At 62.3% G+C, this 13,725-nt stretch carries 10 protein-coding genes, 2 rRNA genes and 1 pseudogene; 12 read left to right on the top strand and 1 reads right to left on the bottom strand.

Annotation, left to right across the window (positions count from 1 at the left end):
* From rrf (ACIPQ1_RS28295) to pgaD, 8 genes are all read left to right on the top strand, one after another.
* Positions 1–102 (top strand): 5S ribosomal RNA (rrf, locus tag ACIPQ1_RS28295); the annotation flags it as partial.
* Between the two features lie 106 nt (positions 103–208).
* Positions 209–324 (top strand): 5S ribosomal RNA (gene rrf / locus ACIPQ1_RS28290).
* Between the two features lie 177 nt (positions 325–501).
* Complete coding sequence (locus ACIPQ1_RS28285) at positions 502–1,137, top strand: NADH:ubiquinone oxidoreductase subunit N (RefSeq protein ID WP_446535122.1); 636 nt, start codon at positions 502–504, stop codon at positions 1,135–1,137.
* A gap of 157 nt (positions 1,138–1,294) precedes the next feature.
* Positions 1,295–2,800, top strand: a complete 1,506-nt coding sequence (locus ACIPQ1_RS28280) for a YdgA family protein (protein ID WP_250965505.1) — start codon at positions 1,295–1,297, stop codon at positions 2,798–2,800.
* Between the two features lie 244 nt (positions 2,801–3,044).
* Positions 3,045–5,525, top strand: coding sequence for a poly-beta-1,6 N-acetyl-D-glucosamine export porin PgaA (pgaA, locus tag ACIPQ1_RS28275; RefSeq protein WP_446535121.1), 2,481 nt, complete (start codon positions 3,045–3,047; stop codon positions 5,523–5,525).
* 12 nt (positions 5,526–5,537) lie between these two features.
* On the top strand, positions 5,538–7,535 hold the full coding sequence (pgaB, locus tag ACIPQ1_RS28270; RefSeq protein ID WP_411386124.1) for a poly-beta-1,6-N-acetyl-D-glucosamine N-deacetylase PgaB: 1,998 nt from the start codon (positions 5,538–5,540) through the stop codon (positions 7,533–7,535).
* A 1-nt stretch (position 7,536) separates the two neighbouring features.
* Entirely contained in the window at positions 7,537–8,892 is a 1,356-nt protein-coding gene (gene pgaC, locus ACIPQ1_RS28265; protein WP_411386125.1) for a poly-beta-1,6-N-acetyl-D-glucosamine synthase, read from the top strand.
* Positions 8,889–9,395 (top strand): poly-beta-1,6-N-acetyl-D-glucosamine biosynthesis protein PgaD, encoded by a 507-nt coding sequence (gene pgaD, locus ACIPQ1_RS28260; RefSeq protein ID WP_411386126.1) that lies wholly within the window; start codon positions 8,889–8,891, stop codon positions 9,393–9,395. Before pgaC ends, pgaD begins: the two co-directional genes overlap by 4 nt.
* Positions 9,396–9,464: 69 nt before the next feature.
* Here the strand turns inward: pgaD and ACIPQ1_RS28255 are convergent, their stop codons facing one another.
* A complete protein-coding gene (locus ACIPQ1_RS28255) occupies positions 9,465–10,997 on the bottom strand; it encodes an FAD-dependent oxidoreductase (protein ID WP_446535120.1) in 1,533 nt (510 codons plus the stop codon).
* A 139-nt stretch (positions 10,998–11,136) separates the two neighbouring features.
* On the opposite strand from ACIPQ1_RS28255, the gene ACIPQ1_RS28250 reads away from it, so the two are divergent.
* The 4 genes and pseudogenes from ACIPQ1_RS28250 to ACIPQ1_RS28235 form a co-directional block, all read left to right on the top strand.
* Complete coding sequence (locus ACIPQ1_RS28250) at positions 11,137–11,697, top strand: YbhB/YbcL family Raf kinase inhibitor-like protein (RefSeq protein WP_250965500.1); 561 nt, start codon at positions 11,137–11,139, stop codon at positions 11,695–11,697.
* Positions 11,698–11,841: 144 nt separating this feature from the next.
* Positions 11,842–12,015 carry a hypothetical protein gene (locus ACIPQ1_RS28245; protein ID WP_250965499.1) on the top strand — a complete coding sequence of 58 codons (174 nt, stop codon included), beginning with the start codon at positions 11,842–11,844 and terminating at the stop codon, positions 12,013–12,015.
* 37 nt (positions 12,016–12,052) lie between these two features.
* Positions 12,053–13,366 carry an MFS transporter gene (locus ACIPQ1_RS28240; RefSeq protein ID WP_446535119.1) on the top strand — a complete coding sequence of 438 codons (1,314 nt, stop codon included), beginning with the start codon at positions 12,053–12,055 and terminating at the stop codon, positions 13,364–13,366.
* Between the two features lie 46 nt (positions 13,367–13,412).
* Positions 13,413–13,670: pseudogene (locus ACIPQ1_RS28235) on the top strand (hypothetical protein); the annotation flags it as partial.
* Positions 13,671–13,725: the final 55 nt, after the last annotated feature.

Genomic DNA, 13,725 nt, shown 5'->3' with positions numbered 1-13,725 from the left:
AGCATTGGAACCACCTGATCCCATCCCGAACTCAGCAGTGAAACGATGCATCGCCGATGGTAGTGTGGGGTTTCCCCATGTGAGAGTAGGTCATCGTCAAGATTAAATTCCGAAACCCCTATCTGCTGATGCAGGTAGGGGTTTTGTTTTAGTAAAAGTCATCGATTTTACCGACACGTTGCTGTTGAACGGGTTGGACACCGAATTTCTTGACGACCATAGAGCATTGGAACCACCTGATCCCATCCCGAACTCAGCAGTGAAACGATGCATCGCCGATGGTAGTGTGGGGTTTCCCCATGTGAGAGTAGGTCATCGTCAAGATTGAATTCCCAGAACCCCTGTCTGCTGATGCAGACAGGGGTTTTGTCGTTTTTGGGCCGGTAATCGGATCGAGCCTCTGATGCCCCGGCAAACCCCCAATGCCGTTGCTATGCTGTTGTAGTCGGGCTTTGGCGACCCAAAAGTCCGCGACGGTCACTGGTCATGGGGATTCCAATAATGAAAAACCCTTATGCTCCCGGCTTTTGGTGTGCGACTGCGGCATTGCTGCTGCTGTCAGCCACTTATTTCTATGGCGTCATGCTCACCCACCAGATCGACAAGGCGCTCTTGTTCCTCGATAGCGCTGCGGCGTTGATTGGCGTGATATCCATTGCAATCGTGGCCTGGGCATCGCTTCAGGGCCAACGCATCAAGAAAAAACACCTCGAGCAAGGCAAGACCCTGGTGCTGATTTGGGACACCAAAGTGGCGCTGCGCCGTGTCGAAACGGTGTTTGACCGTTATTTCTGGGGCAGCTATTGGCAGCCAGGCCGCACCTTCCAGGAAGTCATGGGCGAGCTCACCGGCACCCCGCTGGAGAAAAGCCTGGAGGCTCTGAAAACCCAATGCGCAGCCTTGGACAAGCAAGTCACCCAAGATGGCTGGCACTGGCTCAACAACGCCCGTGAATTGTGTGACGTGGCTAACGCCATGGCCCGGGAGCGCTATCAACTGGACTTTTGCGATTCACGCGCAGAGTCATCGGGTGCGGCGGTGATCAATCGCGATTTTGAAGTGCTGGTGTACACCTGGACGGCCCGACTCAAGACTTTCGATCATCAGCTCGACGAGATCGAAGTCCAATATTCGTAGACCACCTCTCAAGAAAACGTTTTTACCCCTATAAACATTGGGCCCGCAAGGGTGCCTGATGGTAATCTCCCCTCCTCTTTACGGCGTCGAGCCACACCCTTCGCGGGTCAGGGAAGACGACGGCATTTTTCAACCATGGATATCGATCGGGTCACTCATGAATAAATCAGCAAGCGTACTTCTGGGAATCGTTGTGGCTGTCGGAGCTATCAGCGCGGGTGGCGCCTGGTACACCGGAACCAAACTCGAAGGCGTGTTGAAAAATGCTATTGCCGATAGCAATAAGCAGATGCAAACAGCCTTGTCCGGATCCAACAGCACTGCCGCCCTGGAGCTGGTTTCCATGGACCGTGGCACATTCAGCAGCACCGCCCACTACCGCCTCAAAGGCGAAGGCGAGATATTCGGTGGTGAGTCGGTCGAGCTGCTCTTCGTCGACCGGATCGAGCACGGCCCACTGCCATTCTCGCGTTTGATTACGCTCAAGTGGTTGCCGGTCATGGCTACCAGTCATACCGCTCTCGAGCGCAATCCACTGACAGACAAGTGGTTCGCTGCCACCAAGGATCAGTCCCCGCTCAAAGGCGTGGTCAACCTGGGTTACGACGAGTCCATCAACGGCACCTACGAGCTGCTGCCATTGGAGACGAAGCTGGATGAGCAATCCCAGCTCACCTTCTCCGGCCTGAAGATCGACGTGGCCGCCAGCGCCCAGGGACAGAAAGTCAAGGCTGACGGCTACATGGACAGCTTCAAGTTGACCACCGTCGCCGAAGACCAGACACCTGTGCAGGTCGAGCTGAACGGCCTGACATTGGCCAGTAACCTGAGCAAAAGCACCTACGGTTACTACATGGGTGACAACACCCTGCTGATGAGCAGCACCAAGGCCACCTTTGGCGAGCCGAAGTCAGTGCTGGGCCTGAAGAACTTCGAAATGAAGAACAGCAGCAGCGAGAACGGCACCAGCGCTTCGGGGCGTGCCGATTACAAGATCGGTGAGTTGTCGTTCAACGACAAGACCATTGGTTCGGCGCAGATGGCGGTCAGCCTGAAGAACCTGGACATCCCGGCCACCATGTCGCTGATGCAGATTTACCAGACCAAGCTGCAACCCTACGAAAAAGCCGCTGCCGAGGCTGCTGCGGCCGGTGAGCCAGCACCAGAGTTGAGCCTGACCGAAGCCGAGGAAGCCCAGGTCAAGGCCGATCTGGAAAAACTCCTGGCCGGTGCTCCGCAAGTGGCCTTGGAAAACCTGTCGTTCAACACCGCCAACGGTGAAAGCCGTGCCAGCCTGATCGTTGATCTGGCCAAGCCACAGTCCATGGACTTGCCACCGGATGAATTGGGCCGTCAGCTGCTCGCCCTGCTGGATTTCAATCTCAAGGTTTCCAAGCCGATGCTGGTGGACCTGATGACCGTGCAGGCACAGATGGAAGGCCAGACGGATGCCAAGCTGATCGCCGATCAAGCCACCGCCACCAGCGACATGTTCAGTGCGATGGCAGTGGGTACTCAGCTGGCGACCCTTGAAGGCAACGATGTGGTCACCAAGCTGCACTATGCCAACAATCAGGTCGACTTCAACGGCCAGAAAATGACCGTTGAGCAATTCACGGCATTCGTGATGAGCAAGCTGGGTGGTGGCGTCGCCCTCCAGTAAGCATTCGAGCAATACCCCAAGCCCGGCCCGTGCATGACGCATGGGCCGGGTTTTTTTATGGCCACCGATCAGCCCTGCGCCGAAATCTGTATCGATTCTGAAGAATTGTGGCGTTCCTGAATATGCCCCGTCCGAGAGTGCAAGACTAGGCCCATTAGAGCTTGGCTGGATTCCTTGATCCGGCTTCCTGTTTGATGGGCAAGGGGGCACTGCGACCCGGCTGGCCATGTAAGGATGCTGACGAATGCCGCGTACTGTGGGTCCTTTTATTCATCGTGGTTTGCGCCCGTTGTTTCGCGTCGCGCTGTGCAGCCAATTGTGCTGGCCGATGCTGGTGCTTGCCGATACCGCCTATGACCAAATGGTGCTCGATGCCCGGGCGGGCCATTACACGCCTGCGCTGAGCGCGCTGCGCCAGGTGCCGGCCGACCAGGCCAGCGCCGCGCAGATCAGTGACCACCTGCAAATCGCCAGTTGGGCCGGTCTCGACGCCGAGGTGGTGAAAGTCTATGAGGCCCAAGGCCGTTATCGAACGCTGCCCGTCCAGGCGTTGACTGCAACGGCGCGTGCCTATCGCAACCTCAAGCGCTGGGATTCGGCGGCCGAGCTGTACCGCCAGGCCTTGGTGATCGACCCTCAGAATCCTGATTTGCAACTCGGCTTGGCCTTGACCCAGGCCGATGCAGGCCGGCCCGACGAAGCTGTCACGCGCGCCAAGGCCTTGGTGGCTGCCAAGCCAACAGATCCGATGCGTCGGCTGGCCCTGGGTTATGCCTTGACCCGCGCCGACAGCCCCCACGAAGCGCTGTTTGAATACGACCAGGCCTTCACCCGCGCCGGCAACAGCCCAGAGGTGGCACGCGAATACATCTACGCCCTGCAACGCGCGCGGCTGCCGGAGCCGGCGCTGCGCCTGGCGCGTCTACAGCCGGGGTTGATCGACCGTGGCGTGCAGCGGCGCCTGGAGGGTGACGTCGCGGCCGAACGGGTGCGCCTGGCGGACATGGCCAGCCGCAGCGAACAGGAGCGCTTCGTCATTGCCGACCGCGCCCTGGCCGACTACGACAAGTTGCTCGCCACCTGGACTCCGGTAGCCGAAGCCAAAGACGACGTGCTCCGTTGGCGCATCGATCGCATGGGCGCTCTCAATGCCCGTGCCCGTCGTGCCGAAGTGATTACCGAATATCAAAAGTTGCTCGCCGAGGGTGTGAGCATTCCTACCTATGCCCTGCGCTGGGTGGCTTCTTCTTATCTGGAACAGCGAGAGCCGGAGATTGCCGTCGACCTGTACCGCCGGGTCCTGATCGCGCCGGATGCCGATCCTGCGGAGCGCTTTGAAGACAGCACCGCGCTCTACTACGCGTTGTTGGAAAGTGAAAAATCCGCAGAGGCCCGTGCCCTGGCCGAAGACATGGCGAAAGCCCAGCGTCCACGCGTCGAGCTCAAGGGGCTGCCGATCGGCAACCCCAACGATGAATGGATGGACGCCCAGCAACTCGCTGCCCAGGCCGGCACCTACGGCGCCGACCTGCCTTCCGCCGAAGCCCGCCTGGAAACCCTGGTCAGCCAAGGCCCCGGCAACACCGGGATGCGCCTGGCCCAGGCCGATCTGTACCAGGCCCGTGACTGGCCGCGCCGTTCGGAAAGCCTGCTCAAGGAAGTCGAGGCGACGATCCCGCGCAACCGTGATCTGGAAGTCGCCCAGGCGCGTGCCGCCATGGATTTGCAGGAATGGCGGCAGATGGATGCGCTGACCGACGACGTGGTCGCCCGCTACCCGGAAAATGCCCACGTCAAACGCCTGCAACGCCAGCGTGAGGTCCACGACATGGCCGAGCTGCGCATTGAGGCCTACACCGGCAAGAGCTATGGCGGTGGTAGCGGTGACGCCGGTGCAGTCACTGGCAGCCGGGACTTTGGCATCGAAACGCTGCTCTACAGCCCGCCCATCGATGAAGACTGGCGGTTGTTCGGCGGTGCCGGCTACGCCACCGGTGATTTCGAGGAAGGCACCGGCCATCACCGTTGGCAGCGCCTGGGTGTGGAACGTCGCACCCGCGACATGACGCTGGAGGCCGAGGTGTCCAATCACTCTTATGGTTCCGGTGACAAACAGGGCGCGCGCGTGGCGGTGGCTCGGGACATCGACGATCACTGGCAGTACGGCGGCAGTTTGGATTATCTCTCGGCCAATACCCCGCTGCGGGCCCTCAACAGCGGTATTCGCGCCAATGGCGGGAGCGGCTTCGTCCGGTGGCGTGCCCATGAAAGCCGTGAGTGGCGGCTGGCTGTCAGCCCGTCCCATTTCAGCGACGGCAACAATCGCCTCGAAGCCATGCTGACGGGTCGCGAGGGCATCTACAGCGCGCCGCGCCTGCAGGTGGAACTGGGCCTGGAAGTGGGCGCCAGCCGCAACAGCGGCTCCAACGAAGTGCCTTATTTCAATCCGGAATCGGATTTCAGCGTCATGCCGACCGTGAGCGCCAACCACGTGTTGTACCGCCGCTACGAAACCACGTGGAGCCAGCAATTCCAGGCCGGCGCGGGTACCTACAGCCAGCGCGACTACGGCACGGGGGCCATGGGATTGCTCAGCTACGGTCAGCGTTTCATCTGGAACGACGTACTGGAAGCCGGTGCCGCGCTGAGCTGGCTCAACCGCCCCTACGACGGCGATCGTGAAAGCGATCTGCGCCTGCTTGTCGACCTCACCTATCGCTTCTAGAAGAGTTTGAAGATGCCTGTCATTTCGCGATTCATCCTTCTGCTGGGGGCCTTGCTGATCAGCGCTTGTGCCCAGCAAGCCCCGGCCTTCGCGCCACCTTCGCAGCGTCCGCTGGCGGCCAATGACGCCCCGTGGCCGAAGAACCACGTGCTTGGCATCGCGTACCACGATGTCGACGACCGAGACCCGGACCAGGCACTGGTGGCCGTGCGCACCGAACGCTTGATCGAACAGCTGGCGTGGCTGCGAGAAAACAACTACCAGCCGGTCACGGTGGACCAGATCATCACCGCCCGCAATGGCGGCCCGGAACTGCCACCGCGTGCGGTGCTGCTGAGTTTCGACGATGGCTATTCGAGCTTCTATACCCGTGTCATGCCTATCCTGCGTGCCTATAACTGGCCGGCGATTCTCGCCCCGGTCGGCAGTTGGGTGGATACGCCGCTGAACCAAACCGTGGATTTTGCGGGGGTGCCGCGCAAGCGTTCCGAGTTCCTGACCTGGGAGCAGATCCGCGAGGTGTCGAAATCGGGCCTGGTGGAAATCGCCGCCCACACCGACGCCAATCACAAGGGCATCCTCGCCAACCCGCAAGGTAACCAGCAACCCGCCGCGACCACCCGGCGCTACGACCCCGCCACCGGTCGTTATGAGACCGAGGCCGATTTCCAGGCCCGCCTGCGCAAGGACGTGGCGGCCATATCCGAGAAGATCCGCAAGGTCGCCGGCTACCGCCCGCGCGTCTGGGTCTGGCCTTACGGTGAAGCTGACGGCACGGCATTGCAGGTGATTGGCAGCGAGGGTTATCAAATGGCCCTGACCTTGGAGGACGGCCTCGACAGCCTGGATAACCTGATGAGCGGCCCACGCTTCCTGGTGGCGTCCGATCCCGATGGCGCTCATTTCGCCGAAAGCATCGTGTCCGTGCAGACGATGGATCCGATGCGCGTTGTGCATGTCGATCTGGATTACGTCTATGACGCGGACCCGGTGCAGCAGGAAGCCAACGTCGGCAAGCTGGTCCAGCGCATTTCCGACCTGGGCGCCAATACCGTATTTCTCCAAGCCTTCGCCGATCCGAAAGGCGACGGCCTCGTGCATTCGTTGTACTTCCCCAACCGTCACCTGCCGGTACGCGCTGACCTGTTTGACCGGGTTGCCTGGCAGTTGCGTACCCGGGCCAATGCCAAGGTCTATGCCTGGATGCCGGTGCTCAGTTTCGCCCTGGACGCGAAACTGCCACGGGTCCAGCGCTGGGACCCGGAAACCGGCAAGATCGGCGTCGCCCCGGACCAATACGTGCGCCTGTCGCCATTTGACCCGAAGGTGCGCCAAGTCATCGGCGAAATCTACCAGGACCTGGCGCGGATGAGCTCGTTGGATGGCGTTTTGTACCATGACGACGCGGTGTTCTCCGATTTCGAGGATGCCAGCCCCGAAGCCCTGAAAGTCTATGCCGCCCACGGCTTGCCGACGTCCATCGCCGCCCTGCGGGACGATCCTGCGGCGATGCAGCGCTGGACCCGCTTCAAGAGCCGCTACCTGATCGACTTCACCCATGAGCTGACCGCCAAGGTGCGGGCGATTCGCGGCCCGCAGATCCTGACGGCGCGCAACATCTTTGCCGAACCGATGCTCAACCCGGAAAGCGAAGCCTGGTTCGCCCAGAACCTCGACGACTTCCTCGGCGCCTACGACTGGACGGCACCGATGGCCATGCCGCTGATGGAAAAGCAGGCCCCCGAACAATCCGGCCCCTGGCTCGAGCGCCTGGTGGACACCGTCAAGGCTCGCCCCGGCGCGCTCAAGCGCACGGTGTTCGAATTGCAGGCTCGTGACTGGCACAGCAAGCCGGCCGGCGACATCGACGGCAAACAACTGGCCGACTGGATGGGACGTCTCAAGCGCAAAGGCGTGACCAGTTTCGGCTACTACCCGGACAACTTCATCGAAGACCAGCCTGCCGTGAAAACCGTGCGGCCGGCGCTCTCCAACAAGTGGAATCCTTGACATGCTCGACAGACTGCTCGCCCTGCTGGTGCTGGCGATCGTCCTTGGGGTGCCCCTGGGCCTGATCTTCCTGGTCACCGGGCAATTCCTGATGGACTTCGTGTTCTTTTACCCGCTGTTCATGTCCGGGCTGTGGATCGCCGGCGGCCTGTATTTCTGGCTGCACTGGGAGCGTCACTGGCCGTGGAAGGACGACACCTTGCCACCGGCCCTGGCAGGCGAGCCGCTGATCAGCATCCTGATCCCGTGCTTCAACGAAGGCGACAACGTCGCCGACACCATTCACGCGGCGCTGGGCCAGCATTATCCGAACATCGAAGTCATCGCCATCAACGACGGCTCCAAAGACAACACCGCCCAGATGCTCGATCAACTGGCGGCCGAAGACCCGCGCCTGCGCGTCCTGCACCTGGCGGAAAACCAGGGCAAGGCCGTGGCGCTGCGCATGGGTGCCATCGCGGCGCGCAGCGAATACCTGGTGTGCATCGACGGTGATGCGCTGCTGGCGCCGAACACCTGTGCCTACCTGGTGGCGCCGATGCTGGACAACGCCCGCCTCGGCGCGGTGACGGGCAACCCGCGCATCCGCACCCGTTCAACGTTGATCGGTCGGGTCCAGGTCGGTGAGTTTTCCTCGATCATCGGCCTGATCAAGCGCACCCAGCGGGTCTTCGGGCGAATCTTCACCGTGTCCGGCGTGATTGTCGCGTTCCGTCGCACGGCCCTGCACCGGGTGGGCTACTGGAGCCCGGACATGATCACCGAAGACATCGACATCAGTTGGAAGCTGCAGCTGGATCACTGGAGCATCTTCTACGAGCCCCGTGCGCTGTGCTGGATTCTCATGCCTGAAACCCTGCGCGGCCTATGGCGGCAACGGCTGCGCTGGGCCCAGGGCGGCGCCGAGGTGCTGTTCAAGAACATCCGTGGCATCTGGCAATACCGCCACCGCTACCTGTGGCCGTTGCTGTTCGAATACTGCCTGTCCACCGGTTGGGCGTTCACCTTCCTGCTGTCGGTGATCTTCTGGGGCGCCGGTAAATTCGTCGAGATGCCAGCCGCCATTGCCGTGGATCACCTGATGCCGCCGGCCTTCACCGGCCTGTTGCTGGCGGTGGTGTGCCTGTTGCAATTCGCGGTGAGCATCCTGATCGACCGGCGCTACGAAAAAGGCCTGTGGCACATCATGTTCTGGGTGGTCTGGTACCCGTTGGTGTTCTGGCTGATCAGCCTGTTCACCACCCTGGTGAGCTTTCCTAAAGTGCTGTTCGGGCAGCATCAGAAGCGTGCGCGCTGGATCAGTCCGGATCGCGGCATCAAACCGTTCGACGATCAGGAAGAGGACGTGATCCGATGAAAATTATCAGGACCCGGCAGCGGCCTTTTCTGGTGGTCATCGATGCGCTTTTCACCGTGCTGGCGTGGGTGGGGCTCTTGTATTTGCTGGTCAATGGGCTATGGCCGCTGCTCGACAGCCAGGCAGGCCCGCGCTTGGGCGGGGCGCTGTTCGACACCCTGGCGACTTTGCAGGTCTATGGTTGGATTGCATTGGTCAACGCGGTGCTGCTGATTGCCTGGGCCCGTTATCAACAGCGCAAAAGCCGCAGCTTCGCCCAGCGTCGACTTCCGGCGCCGGTGGTAGACGACCAAGGCTTGAGCGCCAGTTTCAAGTTGACCGACGAGCGTCTGGACACCTTGCGCCAGCCCGGCTCGAAGATCATCCACAACAACCAGGAAGGCGACATCAGCCACGTCGTGCCGCATTTCCACCTACTCAGTCCGGAGTTGCAACCTCCGCCCCTGGCGCCGTTGGAGCGGCCACGGGTGATTCACTTGCCGGCTGATCAGTCCGTGCATTGATGCAAGCTGTGCCGACGCTTTCGTCGGATCGCCGCCCGGAGCAAGCGCGCTCCCACAGGGAATTTGGGGCTAGGACGAAAAATCCCGGATCAGCCGCCACGCCTCGTCCACCGGCAACGGTTGTTTCATGCGCTGGGCCAGCGCCGCCATCGCCCGGCCTTCATCGCAGGCCACGGCGGCGGCGACTAGGCCGTTCTTGCCCAGCAAGGCGATAAAGGGCGGATGCTCGGGCGTACCCTTGAACTCGACCTCATCCCAATGCTCGGCGTGGCCGAGGTAGTCGTAGCGTTTGCCAAAGTGATACGTCCAGAAAAACGGCACGTCCAGATAGTGCTCGTCGCCGCCGAGCATGTTCGCGGCGGCGATGCGCGCCTGTTGCTGGGCCAAGCGCCAATGTTCGATGCGCACAGGCGCGCCGTTCAGGGGGAAGGTCGCGATATCACCCACGGCCCATACGCCATCCGCCACACGCATGCCCGCGTCAACCGACAGCGACTCGTCCTGTTCCCGCGGCAGCTGTGCAAACGGCTCGGTGGCCGGGCGCACGCCGACGCCGATGATCACCAGGTCCACGGCAAAACGCTGGCCGTTATCCAGCACCACGGCTTCAACCTTGTGCGAGCCCTCGATCCGCGCCGCTTCGCCGTCGGTGTGGTACACCACGCCGTTGGCCCGGTGCCGGGCAAGGATGGCCTGGCCGACGCTCTCCCCCAACTGCGCGGCGAACGGCACCGGGTGCCGGGCCAGGGCAGTGATGCTCAGCTCGCGCTTGCGCAGGGACGAAGCGACTTCCAGGGCAATGAAACTGTCGCCGATGACCACCGCCCGTTGCCCTGGCCGGACCGCGTCGAGAATCTGGCGGGCGTGGGCGATCGAACGCAGCACGAAGACTTGCGGCAAATCGATGCCAGGCAGCGCTAGCGTCTTCGGCTCCCCGCCCGTGGCAATGAGCGCGGCGTCGTAGTCCAGGCGCCGGCCATCGGCGAGATGGATTTGCCGGGCACCAGGGTCCAAATGGGTGGCCTCGCCATGGAGCCTTTCGATGCGTTGCTGGGTGAAGTAAGTTTCATCGCGCAGCGGCGCCGTCTCGTTGACCGCCATGTCGCCGGCCAACACGTATTTGCTCAGCACCGTGCGGTCGTAGCCGGCTTCGGCTTCGCGGTCGATCATCAGGATGCGTCCGCCAAAGCCCTTCTCCCGCAACGCCGCCGCGCAAGCCGTGCCGCCCGCACCGGCACCGATAATGACAAACGTGCGCGCATCATCGGCCGGCGGGACTTTATCGGCCGGCAGTGGTTGGTCATCGACCCAGACGTCACCGTCCCGCACCTCGACGTGATAGCGCGTCAGGCTGTCGAGGGCCGGCGGCTCGCACAGGGCGCCGTCTTCAGCCCGGAACGCCGCCTTGTGCCATGGGCATATCAGCCGTCCATGGCACACCGCGCCCTTGGCCAGGGGGGCGCCGGCATGGGGACATTTGCCTTGGAAGGCGCGCACCTGGTCGCCTGCACGCAGCAGCAGGATAGGGGTGTCGTTGATCTTGACTTCGAGGCCGCGGTCTTCGCGAACGTCGGCGAAACGGGCGACTTGATGCAGAGACATGATCGTTCTCCGGCTGGCGTTTCCCGTTGGAGTCCCAGGGCCGGAACGAGGTTCAGCGCAATTGTCACTGCACCCTTGGCGAAGCTGCGGCTATAGTTCGCAAGCCGTCCATGGCCTGACACGCACAAGGTGCCCCGGTATGACCCGATTGAAGATTCTCACCCCTTGGCTGGCGGCCGTCGCCCTGGTGCTGTGCGCACAAGGGGCTGCCCAGGCCGAGGAGCGTTTTACCCTCAGTATTCCCGGCGTGTCGGACGACCGTCTCTTCACTGCCGCGCAGGCCAGTGACGCCAACACCTGCGGTGGCAAGAACATTTCCCCGGCGCTGAGCTGGAACGCCGGCCCGCCAGGCACCCTCAGCTACGCCATCGTCATGTTGGACCCGGACGGCCAACGGGGCCAGGGTGTCGACCACTGGATCCACTACGGCATCAAGGCCTCCACGCGGCAGATTCCGACGGGCGCCGGAACCAAGTCCTCGTTGGAAGGCCTGAGCGGTATCAACAGCAAGAACACCCACGGCTACATCGGCCCATGCCCGCCTATCGGCGACAGCGCTCACCATTACCTGATCCAGCTCTTCGCCCTCGACCTGCCGCCGGAAGCCTTGCCCGCCGGCCTCACACGGGCCCAACTGATGGAAAAAATCAAAGGCCACGTCCTGCGCAACAGCAGCGTCGTGCGCCGCTACCACCGCTAGACAACGCAACCCCCCGTGGCGAGGGAGCTTGCTCCCGCTGGGCTGCAAAGCAGCCCCCATGACGCTGGCCCAGACACAACATTGGCATCACGCGCCAAAAACGAGCACTATCGAGCCCCTGTTCACTCATGCCGGAGGATGGCGATGACGCAGAAACCCGACGGCATCGCCCGCCTCTTGAACTGCCCCACCAAGGGCGACGAAATACGCCGGGCCATCGCCCAGAGCCGTAAGGATTTCCTGCCTGTCGACGAGGCCGATGACGCCGAGCCAGGCCAGCCACCAGTTGAACCGGTGGACAATGATCGCGACGACTGAGCCGTCGCCTCTTTCAACTACTTGTTCAAATCTGCCTATGACTGCCGCCACTGTTCTAACCGGTGATCGATTCAGCCGCTCCGACTACAAGACCCTGGGCCTGGCCGCCTTGGGCGGCGCGCTGGAAATCTACGATTTCATCATCTTCGTCTTCTTCGCCCTGACCCTTAGCCAGTTGTTCTTCCCGCCGGAAACGCCCGATTGGCTGCGCTTGCTGCAAAGCTTCGGGATTTTCGCCACCGGTTACCTGGCCCGGCCCCTGGGCGGCATTCTCATGGCGCACTTTGCCGATCGCCTGGGGCGCAAGCGCGTGTTCAGCCTGAGCATCCTGATGATGGCCTTGCCGTGCCTGCTCATCGGGGTAATGCCGACCTACGCGCAAATCGGTTATTTCGCTCCGTTGCTGTTGCTGGCGCTGCGTATTTTGCAGGGCGCGGCGGTGGGCGGCGAGGTGCCCAGCGCCTGGGTGTTCGTGGCCGAACATGCGCCGTTGCATCATCGCGGCTATGCCCTGGGTTTCCTCCAGGCCGGGCTGACCTTCGGCTACCTGCTGGGCGCCTTGACCGCAACGGCGCTGGCGCGGATCTACACCCCGGCGGAGATTCTCGATTACGCCTGGCGCCTGCCGTTCCTGCTGGGGGGCGTCTTCGGTGTGATCGGCGTCTGGTTGCGCCGTTGGTTGAGCGAAACGCCGATCTTCGTGGCCCTGCAAGCCAATCGCGAAGGCGCTGCGGAACTGCCGTTGCGCACGGTCCTGCGCGACCACCGCCAGGCCTTGCTGCCCGCCGCCATCCTGACCTGCGTGCTGACCTCGGCCGTGGTGGTGTTCGTGGTCATCACCCCGACCGTGATGCAAAAAAGCTTCGGCATGACCCCCAGCCACACCTTCGCCCTGAGCAGCCTGGGCATCGTCTTCCTGAACATCGGCTGCGTCCTCGCCGGCCTGATCGTCGACCGCATCGGCGCCTGGCGCACCGTCATGCTCTACAGCCTGCTGCTGCCCCTGGGCATCGCCGTGCTCTATGCCAGCCTGATCAGCGGCAGCGCCTGGCTGGGCCTGGCCTACGCCGTGGCCGGCCTGGGTTGTGGCGTGGTCGGCGCGGTGCCGTCGGTGATGGTCAGCCTGTTTCCGCCGAAAATTCGCGTGTCCGGCATCTCGCTCACCTACAACATCGCCTATGCCCTGTGGGCGAGCATGACCCCGTTGATGTTGATCGCCTTGGTGCCGTGGAGCCCGTGGGTGTGCGTGGGGTATTGCGTGGTGATGGGCGCGGTGGGCGTGGCTGCGGCGGCGTATTTTCCGAAGCGGCAGGGGAAGGCAGCGCAGCAGTCATTGGCGTGTGAAGCCTAATCGGGATTTTCAACCGGACCGCACTCTGCAAGACCAGACAGCTTGAATCGTTGCCGACGGTACGTATCTGGCCAGTGTCGATTTCAATTATCAGGTCAAGGTGAAGAAGGCCGATGTCGAGGTGTTGCACTTTGCCCAGGCCCGCCAGGGGCTGATGCCGGGAGGGGCGGTCGGCCAACTTGAGGCCATGAGAGGCATAGCGGGCGCCCTGACGAACAGAGGCAACTCCGATGTCGAAGACTATTACACCGGTCATTTGAGCGGATTCATCGACGACGACCTGCGGGGCATTCCGTCCCGCTAGCAATGCCTGCGTAGCGCGCCGGCGATTGCTCCGATCGGCACCGGGCTGGCCACGT

This window comes from Pseudomonas sp. LARHCG127 (assembly GCF_052871455.1).
The sequence above is the reverse complement of the archived record's forward strand: the minus strand, read 5'-3'. Positions and strand labels throughout refer to the sequence as shown.